Source organism: Acinetobacter chinensis (assembly GCF_002165375.2).
GTDB classification, from domain to species: Bacteria; Pseudomonadota; Gammaproteobacteria; order Pseudomonadales; family Moraxellaceae; genus Acinetobacter; species Acinetobacter chinensis.
The window spans coordinates 3510288-3527445 of the sequence record NZ_CP032134.1 but is presented as its reverse complement, the minus strand read 5'-3'; the positions used below and the strand labels follow the sequence as shown (position 1 = coordinate 3527445).

The window sequence follows — 17158 nt, the reverse complement described above, 5'->3', positions numbered from 1 at the left end:
CAACCAGGGAAGCAGATGCTTCCCTGGTTTCATGTGGAACATCGGACTGGCAGAATCAGCGGCTGACTCGCTGGATTGCCTGTTCATAACTGGTTGTAGGCTTAAACAGATTTGCCTGCTGGAAGTGGTACAGCGCCTGGGACAGATCACGATGATCTTCGTAAATACGTCCGATATTGTAATGTGAATAGGCTTTGGTGTTGTTATTGGTCGCCAGAGCAATCGCTTTCTGGTTGGCAAGCAGAGCTTCTGCTGAACGGTTCAGTTTCTGATAGGTCACTGCCAGATTACTGTACACCTGACCTGCATTTGGATTGTAATCAATGGCCTGTTGATAGAGCATTGCCGCCTGTTCATAACGGCTGTTTTTATAAGCTTTGTCTGCCGCCAGATTCAGAGATTTAGCACGCGCCTGAGCTGCTGCGGAAACAGGAGCCAGGCGAACCTGTGTACTGCTGTTCTGATAGTCTGACACGGTTGACCCAATACGGTCTGCATTGCTTCGGGTACCTGAGACCTGATTGATGTCCTGTATTTCGCCCTGTGGTGAAATACGGAAAACCGTCCATAAGTTCCCTTTTTTATCTGTCGGGACATAGTAGGAACGGATCAGGGATTCACCGGCATAGACCATGACTTTTGCCTGACTGCTGGCAAGATTTAAAGTGTCAGGTCGGGTTCTGTCCGTATAGTCATGTACAGAGTACACATAGTACTGATTGTCCAGACGTCTCTCGATGGTGACCGTTTCAGGACCGTATGAATCGGTATCGTCCACATCCAGGTTGGCATCCTGCCCCTGCTTTCTCTGCCAGAACACATGCTGATCTTTATAACTGAGATGTGAATCCAGATCGGCAGGTGTTTTGCCCCAGTTCAGAACAATACGCATACTGTTCAGATCTTTCAGGACAGGGCTGAGGGCATAAGTCATGCCGTCACATGGACATTTGGCAACAAGGGTGGAATACCCAGGTTTCTTAATAATCAGCAGGTTGTCAGAGGTATCGCTCAGACTTCTGCTGATCTGTGTTCTGCCATCACTTCCTGTACGGGCAGTTGCAGTATTTTCACCATTCTTCTGTAAAAAAACTTCCGCATCCGGAATATTCTGGTCTTTGATGGTTGCACTCAGTACATGAATGCTGACGGGTGCTGCAATGGCGGAGGCGGATATGCACAGGGCTATACTGCTGCTGAGTAGCGGGATTGTTTTTTTCATGATTTTTCACTTTTATTATTTGGGAGTGGATGGTTTTTTCGTATTGCCATTATGGATTGTGGCAGACAGAAATCCATGATTAATGATCAAATTCTGCCTATGGAATAGCGGTGCTGCTGTAATTTTTTGTGCAGCAGAACCTGGATTCTGCTGCGGTGTCTTATCATCTTAAAAAGCGCAGGGCATCACGCGTTGAAGCGCATGGATAAGTCCACAGCCTTAACATCTTTGGTTAAAACACCCATCGAGATATAGTCAACACCCGTGGTTGCCACTTTACGTAAATTTTCAATGGTAATGTTGCCTGATGCTTCCAGTTTACAGCGTCCAGCAACGTGTTTAACAGCATCAATCATCTGCTGCTGACTGAAGTTGTCCAGCATGACGATATCCGCCTGTGCTTCAAGTGCCTGATTCAGTTCATCCCAGGTTTCCACTTCAACTTCCACAGGTTTACCTGGTGCAATTTCATGCGCACGGGCAATCGCCTGAGCAATACCGCCTGCTGCCATAATATGATTTTCTTTGATCAGGAAGGCATCAAACAGTCCCAGACGATGGTTTTTACCACCACCCACTGCAACAGCATATTTCTGTGCAATGCGAAGTCCAGGCAGGGTTTTGCGGGTATCCAGCAGTCTGGTGTTCAGTCCGTCAAGTTCCCGCACATATTCTGCTGTTTTGGTCGCAACCGCAGACATCGTCTGAATGAAATTCAGCGCAGGACGTTCGACAGTCAGCAGACTGCGGGCAGAACCGGCAAGTTTATAAATGGTTTCATTGGCTTTGACCAGTTCGCCATCATTTTTTAACCAGGTGATCTGTACAGTCGGGTCAAAAGCCTGAATGAGGGCGTTGACCCACGGCTGTCCAGCCAGAATCATATCTTCACGGCTGATAATCGTTGCTGTTGCCTGTTCATCTTCAGGTGTCAGCAGTGCAGTAATGTCACCGTCCCCAATGTCTTCCTGTAAAGCCTGCTGAACGTTGATCTGGATGGATTGTTCCAGTAAAGCCTGAGATATGCTCATCTGATTTTCCGTATCTTTTTTAACCCATGGAAATTGCGCGCTATATTAACATTGTTCATCTGCAAGAGCGTATTTTTAAGCAAAATTATCCATTCAGTGCAAATAATCCAGGATGAAAGTTTCAGGACTGGTTTAATATGTTGAACAGTCAGTTATTTTATACAGGGAATATTTATGCAGCTTGCACCCTCATTTCAGGTCATAGATGGACAGTTGACCGGTGCGCGGCAGCTTCCTTCACCCAATTTTAATCAGCGTCCTGATGATACTGATATTCAGCTTGTGGTCATACACAATATCAGTCTGCCGCCATCACAGTTTGGTGGTGGTTATATTGAGCAGTTTTTTCAGAATCAGCTGGACTGGTCTGTGCATCCGTATTTTCAGACAATTGAAGGAATGCAGGTTTCTGCACACCTGCTGATTTTACGTTCAGGCGAAGTGCTGCAGTTTGTCAGTTTTAAGGATCGGGCATGGCATGCAGGCCGTTCCAGCTATCTGGCAAAAAAAGAATGTAATGATTATTCTGTGGGCATCGAACTGGAAGGCAGTGATGACCTGCCTTTTGAAGAAGAACAGTATCAGGCGCTGGCGGAGGTGGTGGCGGCTTTGCAGCAGGCTTATCCAAAAATTCAGCAGCATCTGGCAGGTCACTCAGATATTGCACCTGGACGTAAAACCGACCCAGGTCCTTTTTTTGACTGGCAGAAGTTCAGGACAGTTCTGAGCGGGCTGAAACAGCGTAAACAATAAAACCAATAAACTGTGGCTTTGTTGAACGATTAAACAATGAAATAGTGGTTTAAGTTTCATTACAATAGCGACTGAATTTTTTAATGGATGGTTACGATGGCATTGTGGCGATCGACCTTTATTGTCAGTGCGATGACAATGCTGTCCCGTGTGCTTGGGCTTGTACGGGACGTTGTCTTACTGAATGTATTTGGTGCAGGGAAAGATTTTGATACCTTCGTGGTTGCATTCCGCATCCCGAACTTTTTCAGGCGACTGTTCGCCGAAGGGGCATTTTCACAGGCATTCATTCCTGTACTGACTGAATATAAGACCAGTAAGGCACATGCTGAAGTACAGATCCTGATCAGTCGGGTGTTTGGCTGTCTGTTAACGGTCATGACTCTGCTGACATTCATTGCCATGGTGGCAGCGCCTGCGGTGCTGTATATCTATGCACCGGGTTTCCATGATGATCCAGAGAAGTTTGCTCTGGCAGTGGATATGTTCCGTCTGACCATTCCCTATCTGCTGTTCATGTCGCTGACGGCTTTTGCCAGCAGTATTCTGAACAGTTATGGCTCATTTTCGACACCGGCTTTTGCTCCGGTGCTGCTGAATGTTGCCATGATTGCAGGGGCATGGTGGCTGACGCCCTATATGGCTGAACCGATTATGGCACTGGGCTGGGCGGTGATCGTGGCTGGCGTTTTACAGCTGGCGATTCAGATTCCTGAGCTGTGGCGTAAAAACCTGCTGATTCCACCAAAAGTCGATTTTAAACACGAAGGGGTGGACCGCATCATGAAACTGATGCTGCCTGCTCTTTTTGGTGTGTCCGTCACCCAGATTAACCTGCTGCTGAACACCATCTGGGCATCTTTCATGCAGGATGGTTCAGTGTCCTGGTTGTACAGTGCTGAGCGTATGACTGAACTGCCACTGGGGCTGATCGGTGTTGCGATTGGTACAGTTATTTTACCGTCGCTTTCAGCACGGCATGCAGAGCAGGATCAGACGAAGTTCAGAGGGATGATGGACTGGGCTTCACGGGTGATCATGCTGGTGGGTGTGCCTGCCAGTATTGCGCTGTTTATGCTCTCCACACCTATTATTCAGGCACTTTTCCAGCGTGGACAGTTCACCTTTGAAGATACACAGATGACAGCACTTGCCTTGCAGTGTATGAGTGGAGGGGTCATCTCCTTTATGCTGATCAAGGTATTTGCACCTGGTTTTTATGCACAGCAGGATACCAGAACACCGGTACGCGTCGGTTTGATGGCTGTTGCTGCCAATGCCATTCTGAACGTTGTATTTATTGGGTTCTTTAAACTGATTGACTGGCATGCAGAGCATATGGCTCTTGCGCTGGCGTCTACAGGCTCAGCACTGGTCAATGCAGGAATGCTGTATTTCTATCTGCATAAAAAGAATATTTTCCGTTTTGGTGCTCACTGGAAAAAACTGTTTGTACAGTTCGCTGTTGCTAATACCGTCATGATTGCAGCTCTGTGGTATGCCATGAGCTGGTATAACGGTGATGTATCTCAGTGGATGCGTGTGGTGGAAGTGATTCTGCTGTGTGTGGTGGGTGTGGTTGCCTATGGCGCAGGTCTGCTGGCAGCAGGGTTCAGACCACGTCAGTTAAAACCGAATGTATAAGGTTTAAACGTATAATACAGGCTGAATAAAAAAGACCGCATGGCGGTCTTTTTTATGCGCTTTATAAAAGCTTATTTTGAAAGGATTTCCAGCAGTTCCACATCAAAAATCAGCGTGCTGTTCGGCTCGATGACATCGCCTGAACCGATCTGTCCATAAGCAAGTTTTGCAGGAACAAAAAAGCGGTATTTAGAACCTTCTTTCATCAGCTGGACACCTTCAGTCCAGCCCTGAATCACCTGGCTTAACTGAAACTCGGCAGGGTGGTTACGTGCAATGGAGCTGTCAAACACAGTACCATCCAGCAGGCGACCTTCATAGTTCACCTTAACTTTTGAGGTGGCTTTCGGAGATTTTCCTTTACCCGCCTGTAGCACGAGATACTGCAAACCTGAGGCAGTGACCTGAACACCAGGTTTCTTCGCATTTTCAGCCAGGAAAGCAGCACCCTGTTTTTCATTTGCTTCAGCTTTCTGTTTCAGTTCAATCAACAGTTTTGCTTCAGACTGTTTCTTGTACTGTGTCAGTACACGAGCCATTTCTTCATCTGTTAATGATGCAGTCTGACCTTTGGAGGCTTCTTTTAAGCCCTGAACAAAAGCATCCAGATCCAGATCTTTAATGGAGTCAGCATTGTTGCGCCCCATTAAATATCCAAAGCTGTAACCCACCTGCTGGGCTGCGGAACTTTTACTCGTGACAGGTTGTGCAACAACAGCAGATGTACAGAGCATCAGGCTGAGCAGGGAAATTGTTTTTTTCATGATGTTTTCTCAAATAAATAAGGAGAGCAATCGCTCTCCTTAAACTGTCTGTGTTATTTAACTTTAATCAGTTCAACATCAAAAATCAGTGTGCTGTTCGGTGGAATAGTTCCAGGAACGCCCTGTGCGCCATAACCCAGGTTGGATGGGATATACAGCGTTGCTTTTCCGCCTTCTTTCATCAGCTGAAGACCTTCAGTCCAGCCTGGAATCACCTGATTTAATGGGAACTCAATCGGTTCGCCACGGTCAATTGAGCTGTCAAAGACCTTACCGTCAACGAGCTGACCTTTATAGTGTACGGTAACCATGGAGCTGGCAGCAGGTGCTTTGCCTGTACCTTCTTTGGTCACTTTATACTGTAAGCCGGATGCTGTAGTGACAACACCTGGTTTCTTTGCATTTTCAGCCAGGAAAGTATCATTGCTGCTTTGAGCCTGTTTTGCCTGATCGACCTGTTTCTGCTGCATTTCCTGCTGGAACTGTTCATATGCTTTTTGCAGTTCTTCTTCTGTATATGCCGGTTTACCACGAGCATGACCTTCACGGACGCCTGTTACAAAACTGTTGATATCCAGCTCAGGAGGAGTCTGATGTGCAACTTCATAGCCTAGTGCATAGCTTATTTTCTGTACAGCAGTGGCATTTTTAGAGGCTTTTGATGTTACTTCAGCAGGGTTCTGAGTTGCGTAGTAAACAGGTACAAGTGCAGCACCGCCTAAAATTACAGCGACAGCGATGGGTAAGGCTTTACTCATAGGTTTTCCCAAATTCGAATAATAAAATCTGCTCTGATCTTAGCAGACTTTTACAGTTAAACACGTGTTTTGAGTCGTGTGTAGACCAAGGACTCAATATATTCTTCTCTCTGGGGATATTCTATAACAGACGGAATATCAAAAACATTTTTTATACAATAAAAAATATCCCGCCTGTGTTTAAAGACCTGTTGCAGGGTTCAGGATTTTGCCTGCTGCCATGACTGAAATCCACAGTTTCAGTCAGGAAAATTGCTGTAATCAGCGGCACTCAGCTGATTTTCAGCCTGTTCTGGGAGATGTACTGTCAGGACAGGCAGAGCCTGATTCAGTTTTGTGTCCAGTACTTCCAGCACATACTGCTGCTGTGCTTCTTTTCTGCACTGAAAGCGTATTTCAGGCTGTTGCAGAATGCCGAGCATAACGCCGTGTACTGTGGGCTGACGGTAAATATACTCCACATTCTGCTGGGCGTTCAGCTGCTGCTGTTCCCAGAATTTGAACTGACCCAGGTGCTGCGCATTTAAATAACCATCAATCAAGGATTTACAGATAAAGCCATGACGCTGTTGCTGGATTTGCGTTGCTGTGGGTTTTTCACAGCCTGCCAGTAATAAAAGTACGCTGCACAGCATTAAATTTTTCATTGTGTCCATTCCTCTGTATCTGTACACAGAGCATAAATTGAGCTTTAATCTGGATACAGATACAGTAAATACTAAAAAAAGGACACAGGCATGGCTTTTCAGTATCAGCTGCTGGCACAGCAGATTGCGCAGAAAATATATTGTGGTGAACTGCATGCAGAACAGCGCCTGAGTTCATTACGCCAGTTTGCTGAACAGCAGAAGATCAGCCTGAATACTGCCAGAAGCTGTTATGAACTGCTGGAAGCTCAGGGCTTGATTTATGTACGGAACAAAGCAGGTTATTTTGTGCAGACTCAGCAAGCTAAAGCTCAGACTGCTGTGCCACTGCATCCGGACTTTAAATCCAGACCCCGTGAAGTTTCCAATCTGGAACTGCAGATACAGATTCATGAAGCATCGGCCAACAACCGTTTGATCCATCTGGGTTCAATCCAGTTATCACCGAATTTTATTCCTGTTGAAGCGTTGAGACGTTCGATTCAGCGTGCATTAAAGCATTGCAGACCCGAAGATTTTTTATATAACAATCGGCAGGGACATCCTCAGTTACGTGAAGCTTTATCAGCACACTGGGCAGAAGATGGTTTTTTTATTGCTCAGGATGATATCTACATCAGCAATGGTTGCATGCCTGCATTATCAGTGATGCTCCAGAGTGTCAGTAATGAAGGTGACAGCATTATTGTCCCGACACCGAACTATAATGGTCAGTTGCAGTTACTGGCACTATTGAAGCGAAAAATCATTGAAATTCCTGCAAATACCGATGGATTTGACCTGGAGCGCCTGGAGCAGGTAATGCAGAATTCAGGGGTAAAAGTATGCCTGTTGACTGCAAACTTTCAGAACCCTTTAGGTTTCTGTCTGAGCAATGCCGATAAGGAAAAAATTGCTCAGTTGGCTGAAAAATATCAGTGCTACGTGATTGAAGATGATATTTATGCCGAATGCAGTTTCAGCCAGAAGCGTCCCTTACCGATTAAATACTGGGATCAGGCAGGCTATGTGATTTATTGCGGTTCAGTTTCCAAATCGTTATCGCCTTCTTATCGACTGGGATGGTTCTGTTTACCTCAGCGTTTAAAACATTTACATGCAAATCTGATTTTACAGAATGATTCTGTAAATACGCCTTTGCAGCTGGGGCTGGCAGATTTAATTTTCAGTCGCGCCTATCGTCAGCATCTGAGTGAGTTGCGTCCAAAATTGATGGCACAGGTTGAGGCATACAGACAGTTTATTTCTCTGGCTTTTCAGGGGGTGGAAATCCGTCTGAACCAGCCGCAGGGCAGTTATGCGCTGTGGTTGCAGTTGCCTGAACAGATCGACAGTCTGGCGATGTATTATTTTGCTCAGCAGCACAGCATCAATATTGTACCTGGACAGGTCTTTGGTGAGGACAGTCGTTATAACAACTGTATACGGCTGAATGCCGGACATGAATTATCCACCGAGATTCAGGATGCCATCCGACTGCTGGGGGAATGGGTGCGGGGACAGTTGTCTGAACATAAAGTGGCTTAAGGTTTAAATTTTGCAGTGATTGAAACAAAAAAAGTCCCTTCTCCCTTTGGGAGAAGGTCAGGATGAGGGATAGATTAAAAATCTGCTTTCAGCACAATCCGGTAACGTGCTTTGCCCGAATGTAAACGCTCCAGCGCTGCATTGATTTCAGACATGGGATAAAGCTCAATCTGTGGGGCAATGTTTTTACGTGCTGCAAACTGTAACAGCTGACGCAGGGCAAACGGTGAACCAGTTGGAGAACCGGTCACTGATTTTGCACCGCTGATCAGCGTACCGGCAGGAATCGCCATGGGTTCCAGTACCATGCCCAACATATGAATATTGCCATTCGGAGCCAGGGTATTTAAATAGGCTTTCCAGTCCAGCGATACATTGACGGTACACAGCAACAGGTCAAATTTGCCACGCTGAGTCTTGAGCGCAGCCGTATCATGGCTGTTGACCACATGATCTGCTCCCATGGCTTTAAGCTCATCGGTTTTATCCAGGCTGGATGTAAATGCAGTAATTTCACAGCCCCAGGCTTTCAGCAGTTTAATCGCCATATGCCCCAGTCCGCCAATTCCGATCACACCGACATGATGCACAGCCTGGATCTGATGTTTCAGAATAGGATCAAATACGGTGATACCGCCACATAATAAAGGTCCGGCACTTTCAGGATCCAGTTCTTCAGGCAGGGGAATAATCCATTGCCAGCCTGCACGGACTTTATCTGCAAAGCCACCGGCATGACCGACAATGGTTGCAGTTTTACTGCCGGTACATAGTACCTGTTGTCCGCTTACACAAGGGTCACAGTGCTGACAGCTTTCTGCAGTCCATCCAATGCCCACACGCTGACCCACTTTCAGCCCTTTTGCTTCAGAACCCAGCTGGGTGATCGTTCCAATAATTTCATGTCCTGCCACGACAGGGTAGACAGAATTTCCCCATTCATTATTAATCACTGAAACATCGGAGTGACAAAGACCGCAGTATTCAACCTGGACTTCAACCTGATGGGGCTGTAATTCGCCTGCATCAAACTGATAGGATTCCAGAGGCTGTCCTGGCTGCATGGCAGCGTATGCGTGAACTGTATTACTGGTCATCTGATCTTCCCTGTATTTTGAGATTTATTGGTTTTTCTTAAAATCACAGTCATTTTCATGGTCATCCACCATACCGACAGCCTGCATAAAGGCATACATGGTGGTTGGACCCACAAATTTAAAACCCTGCTTTTTTAAGGCTTTTGAAAGTCGCTGGCTGACTTCGGTCTGAGCCGGAGCCTGCCGGTAGTCAGGAACGTGATTGATCTGAATCTGCTGCCCGACAAAGTCCCAGAGCCATGTCACCATATCATGTCCCTGAGCCTGCATGTTCTGCCATGCAACGGCATTGTCCCGAATGGCTGTGAGTTTGCCGATATGGCGGATCAGTCCTGCATCCTGCACTTTTAACTGAAGTTCGGCATCGCTGAACTGTGCAATCTGAGCAATCGGATACTGAAAAAAATGCTGTCTGTAACATTCCCGTTTTTTCAGTACGGTTATCCAGGACAGACCTGCCTGTTGTCCTTCCAGGCAAAGCATCTCAAACAGATGCTGTTCATGATGTACAGCTTTGCCCCATTCCTGGTCATGATAGGCAATATAAAGAGGGTCATCTGAGCACCAGCCACAGCGTTTGAAAGACATAAAGTGATGCTCCTTATTTTAAGTGACAGGGAATTCGATCCACTGATCCTGTTTGTTGTCCCAGTAATACAGCTGTGCCTGTTGCAGGTCAGTAAAGCTGATCCACATATCTTTACCGGTTTTTTCAGCAAAACCTGTACTGATCAGCAGGGCGTCTTCAGTTATTTCCATCACCCAGCCCTGATGGCTTTGTCCGGACAGCACCACTTTCTGCTGATTACCTGACTCTGCAAATTTCACCAGACGGTTGATTAGTGCTTCAGACATGAAAAATTCCTGATTGTTTAACGTAAATAGGGATAAGGATTGACTGCGCCACGACCTTTACCGTTCAGATAGATGCCATAGTGCAGATGTGGGGAGGTATGTCTGGCATTTCCAGTGTTTCCGACATAGCCGATCAGATCTCCCTTTTTAACATAGTCACCGACATTTAAGCCACGCTTATGCTCATTCAGATGAGCATAGTAATGCCATGTGCCACCAGGTCCAAGAATCCAGATCACTTTTCCACCCAGATTGTTGTTACGCAGATCAGCCACCAGTCCTTCCGTTGAGCTGTACACTCTGGTACCACGTTCGGACATGATGTCGATGCCTTCGTGCGTGCGTCCACTGCTGCGGGATGCTCCCCAGGTATCTTTCAGCTGTTTTGGCTTTATTCCCTGAACAGGGACAGGCAGTCTGGAGGGAAGCGTCATGCTTTTCAGTCTGGCAGTCTGATCCGCAGGTAGGGGTGCAGGCGGGCGGGTCGGTGTGGAGCTACAGGCAGAAATCAGTAATATACACAGACTCAGAGCAGCAGCAGACAGATTGCGAAGCACAGTATTTTTCCCTTTTACGATTTTATCTGGTCAATAAAACTTTCAATGACTGTGCCTGAATATGTCATAGATTTACAGCTGAGATCAATTTTTTCATGGCAGTGGGAATACCCATTTCTGTAGCAATTTGTGGCTTTAACCACTGTCCGCCAAGTTCTGCCATCAGATATTCCTGCTGGTCAGTTTCCAGTTCAATCACATGTGCATTCAGCAGCCAGGTAAAATGAGTGAAACTGTGTGAGATCTGCACTGAAGATGCCAGAGGGGGCAGATGCAGACGCTGGCAGAGCTGAATAAATTCACTTTCAGACTCAGCGATAGGCAGTGCCCATAATCCTCCCCATAACCCCGTTGAAGGTCGTTGTTGCCAGAACCATTCCTGCTGACTGTGAATGAGCAGGACATGTGCGGATTTTACCGGCACTGCTTTTTTAGGTTTTTTATAGGGCAGTTCGGTTTCAAGCCCCTGCTGATGTGCCTGGCAGTGCTGCTGCATCGGGCAGTACAGACATAAGGGCTTTTTCGGCGTGCAGACCGTTGCGCCCAGATCCATGATGGCCTGGGTGTAATCATGATTGCGCGTTTCAGGGCAGAGCTGTTCAGCCCGCTGCCACATCGCACGTTCATGAACAGGTTTGCTCAGGTCGTCCTCGACAGCGAAAAAACGTGAAAGTACACGTTTGACATTGCCGTCCATAATCACGCCATACTCGCGTAGACCGAGTGACATCAGCGCTCCAGCGGTTGAAGGTCCTATACCTGGCAGTTCCATCCACTGTTCGCGTGTCTTTGGGAAATGACCCTGCTGAGCCACAACTGAAGCCGCTTTATGCAGATTGCGTGCCCGTGCATAGTAGCCGAGTCCTGCCCAGTAGGGGGCAACGTCATCCCAGCTGGCTGTTCCCAGGTCTTTGACTGTCGGGAAGCGATTGATGAAGCGTTCAAAGTACTGAAGAACTGTTTTGACCTGGGTTTGCTGTAACATGATCTCTGATACCCAGACTTTGTACGGATCATCTGCGACCTGCCAGGGGAGGTCATGGCGACCATGGACATCGAACCAGGCAAGCAGGGCATCAGAAAATGAAAAATCAGGCATATCAGCAGGGAAAAATGGAAAAGTTCAGTATAGCGGACTTGGAGAGTCAGACATAAAAAATGATGCCTGAGCATCATTTTTTGATTGAGAACGGTCTGAAATTATGGATTGACCATACCCCAGCGTTCATCCAGTTTCAGAGCCTGACCTTCATAACGGGGAATGATGTGAATATGCAGATGCTCAGATACTTCACCAAAGACATTGCCGTCATTGAATCCGACATGAAAACCGGCAGGCTGATGACGGATCTGAAGTTCGTTGCGTGCAAGTTCCAGTAAGGACTGCAGGCTCTTGCGTTCTTTATCGCTGATCTCGAAAAAAGAGCTGATATGACGCAGAGGGACAATTACACAGTGACCTTTGGACAGTGCATTGGGTTCGGGCAGAATGACACCAAACTCGTTTTTATCAATGATGTCATATTCATCAAAATTGCAGTAAGGGCAATTGTTATCAGTCATTATTGTGTCCTCTTTTCATCATGATTAGCGGTATTCAGGCATCCCGAGAGGATGGGAAAGTACAGTTATTTATACTGTACTTTGAACCTGATGTTATTGACCCAGGCGACGGTCAAGCAGTTCATACATGGCAATCAGTCCCTGTTTTTCAGCTTCTGCACTGTAACCGAGGTCGACAGCATTGGCTTTTGCACGCTCATCTGCCTGTGGATTACTGAAACCATGCTTGGCATTTTCAAAAATAATCACTTCATGGCTGACTTCAGCAGCATGCATTTCTTCACGGAATGCATCGACATCATCCAGGCTGACCATGCTGTCATCTTCACCATGCAGTACAAGGATTTCAGCCTGTACCTGTCCTTTCTGCGCTGGTGCTTTCGGTGACAGGTTTGCATGGAAAGTCACGACCGCTTCAAGCGGTGCACCAGAACGGGCAAGATCCAGAATGACTTTACCGCCATAACAGAAACCGATTGCTGCAAGTTTATCTGCATTTACTTCTTCCTGTGCAGCTAATGTTGCCAGTCCTGCTGACGCACGGGTCACAATCGTATCGGGATCTTCAAATGTCTGCATCATCCATGCATAAGCCTGCTTTGCATCGGTTGTGACATTTTTGTCTCCATACATATCAATGGCAAATGCGGCATATCCGTGTTCAGCCAGCTCTCTTGCACGCTGTTCAGTGTATTCATTCCGACCCCACCACTCAGGTGACACAATCACGCCTGCTACAGGTGCAGTGGACTCAGGCGCAGCAAAGTAGCCAGTAAACTGTTTACCGTCTAGGGTTGAATAGTTAATTTCACGGGTTTTAATGCCAGAAGCCATAGACTCAATTCCATATGAAGCTGAAAATAAAATGATTAAAGCATAAAAATATGACAATGGTTCTGAAAATTCATGCAATGCATACAATCAAACTGTGAGAAATTATTTTTATTCAGCATATAAAAAGAGAAGGAACAATCCTTCTCTTTCTGGGAAGCTGGTCTGTTTTTTAGACTTTTCCTCGGGAAAGGAAGCCGACGATCGCCAGTATGACCGCGACAATCAGCAGAATGATAGCAAACTGCTTGGATAAACCTGCTACTCCGCCAAATCCTAACAAGCTGGCGACCAGTGCAATCACTGCAAAAATTATTGCCCAGCGGAACATATGTTTCTCCTTGTTGTTATGAACCCTGTTTTTAAAATATAACTGTGCGCTGGTCGCTGTATGTGGCGGTTTTGTTGATGAATTGTCGGCTTTATTGAATATTGATAAACAATTAAAAATAAAAATGAATTTTGCATAACTGGATGGAAGTGACTGATATAATATTCGGGTCATATCTTTATTTACATATTATGTCTGGTGATCTGCGTCCATATTTCTGGAAAAGATACCCTTTAGCAGAGCTGACTCTTCCAGAATGGGAAGCGCTGTGTGATGGGTGTGGCCTGTGCTGTCTGGTGAAACTCGAAGATGATGAAACCCAGGAAGTTGCCTATACCCGCGTCTCATGTAAATTACTGGACTGTGAAACGGCTCAGTGTAGCAATTATCCTGAACGTCAGATGCTGGTTCCTGACTGTATTCAGCTGACACCTGAAAAGCTGGAAACCATACACTGGTTACCGCCCAGCTGCGCTTACCGCCGTCTTAAAGAGGGCAAAAATCTGCCGACCTGGCATTATCTGAATTCCGGTTCCAGAAGCAGTGTCATCAAAGCCAGAAAGTCCGCAGCAGGTCGGTGTATTTCAGAAACAGAAGTGGATGAAGACGATATTGAAGATCATATCGTGCGCTGGGTGCGTTAATCTTCTGTTAAAGCGAGTAGTTCTAAAAACTGATTTTCGGAAATGACCTGGAAGCCATGTTGTAGCAGCAGTGTTGCAGTAACCCCCATTCCCTTGATTTTCTGAGCATTGAAACTGCCGTCATAAATCCAGTGCCGACCACAGGATGGACTGTTTTCTTTGAGCACCACCGTCTGAATGTGGTGCAGCTGTGCGAGTTCCAGTGTCCGATATGCCCCTTGTATAAATGCCTGACTGACATCCTGTCCCACAGCATCAATGACCTGAGCGGTTCCATTCAGTACATCTGCACCATTACCATTCTGAATTTCAGCAGGCAGGCGAGGACACGAGAGCCCACCCAGCAGTTCAGGGCAAGCTGTTATGACTTTTCCCTGCTGAATCAGCCGTTGAATCTGCTCATAATGATAACTTTTGCTGTCATAACGGACAGGTTGTCCTGCCAGACAGGCACTGATCAGGTACATAAGGTCAAATACTGCAAAAAAAATATATGAAGACTTTATCGCAGACAGGGCGGAGATGAAACTAGATGAGAAGTGTCTGATTCAGTTTTTTTGCAGCAGTTGCAGGGCATCTGAAGATGACATAGGCTGATAAAAATAGAAGCCCTGTCCAATATGACAATCACAGTCGATCAGGGTGTTCAGCTGTTCTGTGACTTCAATGCCTTCTGCCAGAATATCCAGTGACATACCAGGGCCAAGCTGACTGATGGCACGGACAATGGCAAGAATCGAAGGGTCATTCTGCATACCGACCACAAAACTGCGGTCGATTTTCAGACAGTCCACAGGATAGTCTTTCAGACGGGTCAGAGATGAATGTCCTGTTCCAAAGTCATCCAGTGATATACGCAGTCCTGCTTTTTTCAACAGGTTTAAGGCGCGGATGACATAGCTTGCACCACCTTCAGCAAGGCTCAGCTCAGTGATTTCAATTTCGATCAGTTCTGGAGGAATTTTATAGAACTGCATACGTTTCAGCAGGGTTTCAGCATAGTTGTCACGCAGAAACTCAACTGGAGCAGCATTGATTGAGACAGGCAGAACTTTGGTATCCTGTTTCAGCCACTGTGCAATATCCTGAAAAACTGAGGTCTGCATTTTTTCACTGATACGGGTTGCCAGGTCATAGTCCTGGAACGACTTATAAATTCTGGAGGGTAACTGAACATCACCATGTTCATCACGCCAGCGTAACAGTGCTTCAAAGCCAACCAGTTTTTTATCTTTTAAACGGACTTTAGGCTGATAAAAAGGAAAAATGCTGTTATCACGAATCAGCTGTCGGGCAAGAATCAGCTGTCGGGCCGACTCCTCCAGCACATCGAGCATGCTCTGGCTGAACATCTGAATACCGCCACGCCCCCCTGATTTCAGGTTATTGAGAGCAATATCAGCACATTTCAGCAAAGCAGAGGAGTCTTTGGCATCACGGGGATAAACAGCATAACCGATACTCATGCTGCCATTTAAAAACTGACCGTTATAACGGATAGGCAGATCAAGCTGTTTCTGTAATTTAGCTGCAATGTTCAGAATATCCTGATCATCTCCAGTCTCTGGCAGAATAATGGAAAACTCATCACTGCCCAGTCGGGAAACATAGGCATTGCTGTCCAGACAGTTTTTCAGGCGTTTTCCGAGTACTCTCAGGAGGTGATCGCCCGCAACATAGCCCATTGCATCATTGATATGTTTGAAATAATCCAGATCCAGTAAAAGCAATGCTGTGGACGTGGTATTTCGTTTGGACTGCTGTAAGGTTTTACTCAGCAGTTTTTTAAAGGCACGACGGTTGTACAGACCGGTCAGGTCATCCCGCTCATTGAGCTGATGCAGTTTTTCAGCGGTAATCCGTTGTTCACTGACATCGCGTGAAACACACAGAATATTCTGAGGCAGACCCTCATGATTCAGAATAGGGGTCAGAATATTGTCCCAGTACTGTGGGTTGCCGTTTTCAACCTGGGTGATTCCATCAAATCGGGCTTTTTTCCCCTGAGCAGCAGCCTGAAGTGCCCGTTGTCCATTTTTACGGACATGAGGGGCGAGCAGATTCAGCCAGGGCATCCCAAAAGATGTGACATCATGACTGATCCCAAGAGCCTCACGTCCAGGCTGATTAATGGAAATGACCTGCCCTTTTTGTGACAGCAGTTTGATGCAGTCCACACTAGCATCAAGCATCTGCGTCTGAGCTGAAATCTGTTGTGCCAGTTTCTGCTGATTTATAATCTGGTCATCAATATCTGTACAGCTGATCAGCCATTCAAGCTCATTGTCCATTGCTGGAAAAACAGCAGAGATGCTGAACCAGTGATACTGCTGAGTACTGTCTTTAATACGGCAGGTGATTTCAATATGCTGCAGTTCAGACAGCCCTTTGAACCATTGAGCCAGAAAGTATTCATGGTCTTCTGGATGGATATACAGCTGCCAGAATTCTGGGTCATTCATTTCAATGGCGAGAGTGCCGGTATAACAGCGCATCGCCTGATTACAGAACAGGCGCTGTGAGCGTGTTTTAGTACAGATCAGCTGAGGCAGGGCATCGAGTAAATTTTCAGCGACAGTATCTGACCAGCGACTGACAGGCAGTACTGGGAAATCCTGAATTTCAGGCGATGCCTGTTTATTCTTAAATAAGGATTTCATACAGATGAAAAACTCGCTATAGGGTGAAAAGTGTGATTAATATCACATAATCAGTATATCAGTAAAAAATAGCCTGCTGAATATACACCATACCATTTTCGGATAAACAGGCAGGAGTATAAACACTGTATTAACATTCAAAAAGTGGCAGCTTTGAAAAATAAGCAGTTTAAAAACTGTAAATTCATACGGTGTATATTTTTATTACAAAAATATAAAACAGCGTATTGGAAATACTCGGTGGATGATTTACATAGTAGACTATCGACAGCAC

General features: G+C 46.1%; 19 protein-coding genes. 4 read left to right on the top strand and 15 right to left on the bottom strand.

The window, feature by feature from the left end:
• Positions 1-55 precede the first annotated feature (55 nt).
• A complete protein-coding gene (locus CDG60_RS17780; protein WP_087513636.1) occupies positions 56-1222 on the bottom strand; it encodes a YfaP family protein in 1167 nt (388 codons plus the stop codon).
• Positions 1223-1407: 185 nt separating this feature from the next.
• Entirely contained in the window at positions 1408-2253 is an 846-nt protein-coding gene (nadC, locus tag CDG60_RS17775; RefSeq protein WP_087513637.1) for a carboxylating nicotinate-nucleotide diphosphorylase, read from the bottom strand.
• A 174-nt stretch (positions 2254-2427) separates the two neighbouring features.
• On the opposite strand from nadC, the gene ampD reads away from it, so the two are divergent.
• On the top strand, positions 2428-3006 hold the full coding sequence (ampD, locus tag CDG60_RS17770; protein WP_087513638.1) for a 1,6-anhydro-N-acetylmuramyl-L-alanine amidase AmpD: 579 nt from the start codon (positions 2428-2430) through the stop codon (positions 3004-3006).
• Positions 3007-3093: 87 nt separating this feature from the next.
• Positions 3094-4650, top strand: a complete 1557-nt coding sequence (gene murJ, locus CDG60_RS17765; protein ID WP_171405472.1) for a murein biosynthesis integral membrane protein MurJ — start codon at positions 3094-3096, stop codon at positions 4648-4650.
• A 71-nt stretch (positions 4651-4721) separates the two neighbouring features.
• On the opposite strand, the gene CDG60_RS17760 is transcribed toward murJ, so the two are convergent.
• From CDG60_RS17760 to CDG60_RS17750, 3 genes are all read right to left on the bottom strand, one after another.
• A complete protein-coding gene (locus CDG60_RS17760) occupies positions 4722-5414 on the bottom strand; it encodes an FKBP-type peptidyl-prolyl cis-trans isomerase (RefSeq protein WP_087513640.1) in 693 nt (230 codons plus the stop codon).
• Positions 5415-5467: 53 nt separating this feature from the next.
• On the bottom strand, positions 5468-6172 hold the full coding sequence (locus CDG60_RS17755; RefSeq protein ID WP_087513641.1) for an FKBP-type peptidyl-prolyl cis-trans isomerase: 705 nt from the start codon (positions 6170-6172) through the stop codon (positions 5468-5470).
• 239 nt (positions 6173-6411) lie between these two features.
• On the bottom strand, positions 6412-6819 hold the full coding sequence (locus CDG60_RS17750; protein WP_087513642.1) for a hypothetical protein: 408 nt from the start codon (positions 6817-6819) through the stop codon (positions 6412-6414).
• A gap of 90 nt (positions 6820-6909) precedes the next feature.
• Between CDG60_RS17750 and CDG60_RS17745 the strand changes: the two genes are divergently transcribed.
• On the top strand, positions 6910-8346 hold the full coding sequence (locus CDG60_RS17745; RefSeq protein ID WP_087513643.1) for an aminotransferase-like domain-containing protein: 1437 nt from the start codon (positions 6910-6912) through the stop codon (positions 8344-8346).
• 74 nt (positions 8347-8420) lie between these two features.
• Here the strand turns inward: CDG60_RS17745 and ahr are convergent, their stop codons facing one another.
• The 8 genes from ahr to CDG60_RS17705 form a co-directional block, all read right to left on the bottom strand.
• Complete coding sequence (gene ahr, locus CDG60_RS17740) at positions 8421-9443, bottom strand: NADPH-dependent aldehyde reductase Ahr (protein WP_087513644.1); 1023 nt, start codon at positions 9441-9443, stop codon at positions 8421-8423.
• Positions 9444-9467: 24 nt separating this feature from the next.
• Entirely contained in the window at positions 9468-10031 is a 564-nt protein-coding gene (locus tag CDG60_RS17735; RefSeq protein ID WP_087513645.1) for a DNA-3-methyladenine glycosylase I, read from the bottom strand.
• A gap of 18 nt (positions 10032-10049) precedes the next feature.
• Positions 10050-10298, bottom strand: a complete 249-nt coding sequence (locus CDG60_RS17730; RefSeq protein WP_087513646.1) for a hypothetical protein — start codon at positions 10296-10298, stop codon at positions 10050-10052.
• A gap of 17 nt (positions 10299-10315) precedes the next feature.
• A complete protein-coding gene (locus CDG60_RS17725; protein WP_227542901.1) occupies positions 10316-10855 on the bottom strand; it encodes a M23 family metallopeptidase in 540 nt (179 codons plus the stop codon).
• Between the two features lie 64 nt (positions 10856-10919).
• Positions 10920-11954 carry an A/G-specific adenine glycosylase gene (mutY, locus tag CDG60_RS17720; protein WP_087513647.1) on the bottom strand — a complete coding sequence of 345 codons (1035 nt, stop codon included), beginning with the start codon at positions 11952-11954 and terminating at the stop codon, positions 10920-10922.
• A 101-nt stretch (positions 11955-12055) separates the two neighbouring features.
• Positions 12056-12418: an HIT family protein gene (locus CDG60_RS17715; RefSeq protein ID WP_087513648.1), complete on the bottom strand. Its 363-nt coding sequence runs from the start codon at positions 12416-12418 to the stop codon at positions 12056-12058.
• Between the two features lie 93 nt (positions 12419-12511).
• The gene (locus CDG60_RS17710; RefSeq protein WP_087513649.1) at positions 12512-13252 is read right to left on the bottom strand and encodes a dienelactone hydrolase family protein; all 741 of its coding nucleotides are present in this window, start codon (positions 13250-13252) and stop codon (positions 12512-12514) included.
• 169 nt (positions 13253-13421) lie between these two features.
• On the bottom strand, positions 13422-13580 hold the full coding sequence (locus tag CDG60_RS17705) for a DUF1328 domain-containing protein (RefSeq protein ID WP_087513676.1): 159 nt from the start codon (positions 13578-13580) through the stop codon (positions 13422-13424).
• Positions 13581-13771: 191 nt separating this feature from the next.
• Between CDG60_RS17705 and CDG60_RS17700 the strand changes: the two genes are divergently transcribed.
• Positions 13772-14224, top strand: a complete 453-nt coding sequence (locus CDG60_RS17700) for a YcgN family cysteine cluster protein (RefSeq protein ID WP_087513650.1) — start codon at positions 13772-13774, stop codon at positions 14222-14224.
• On the opposite strand, the gene CDG60_RS17695 is transcribed toward CDG60_RS17700, so the two are convergent.
• Both CDG60_RS17695 and CDG60_RS17690 read right to left on the bottom strand, forming a co-directional pair.
• Entirely contained in the window at positions 14221-14691 is a 471-nt protein-coding gene (locus CDG60_RS17695; RefSeq protein WP_087513651.1) for a 2-thiouracil desulfurase family protein, read from the bottom strand. The genes CDG60_RS17700 and CDG60_RS17695 overlap by 4 nt on opposite strands.
• Positions 14692-14772: 81 nt before the next feature.
• The gene (locus CDG60_RS17690; protein ID WP_087513652.1) at positions 14773-16884 is read right to left on the bottom strand and encodes a sensor domain-containing protein; all 2112 of its coding nucleotides are present in this window, start codon (positions 16882-16884) and stop codon (positions 14773-14775) included.
• Positions 16885-17158 lie beyond the last annotated feature (274 nt).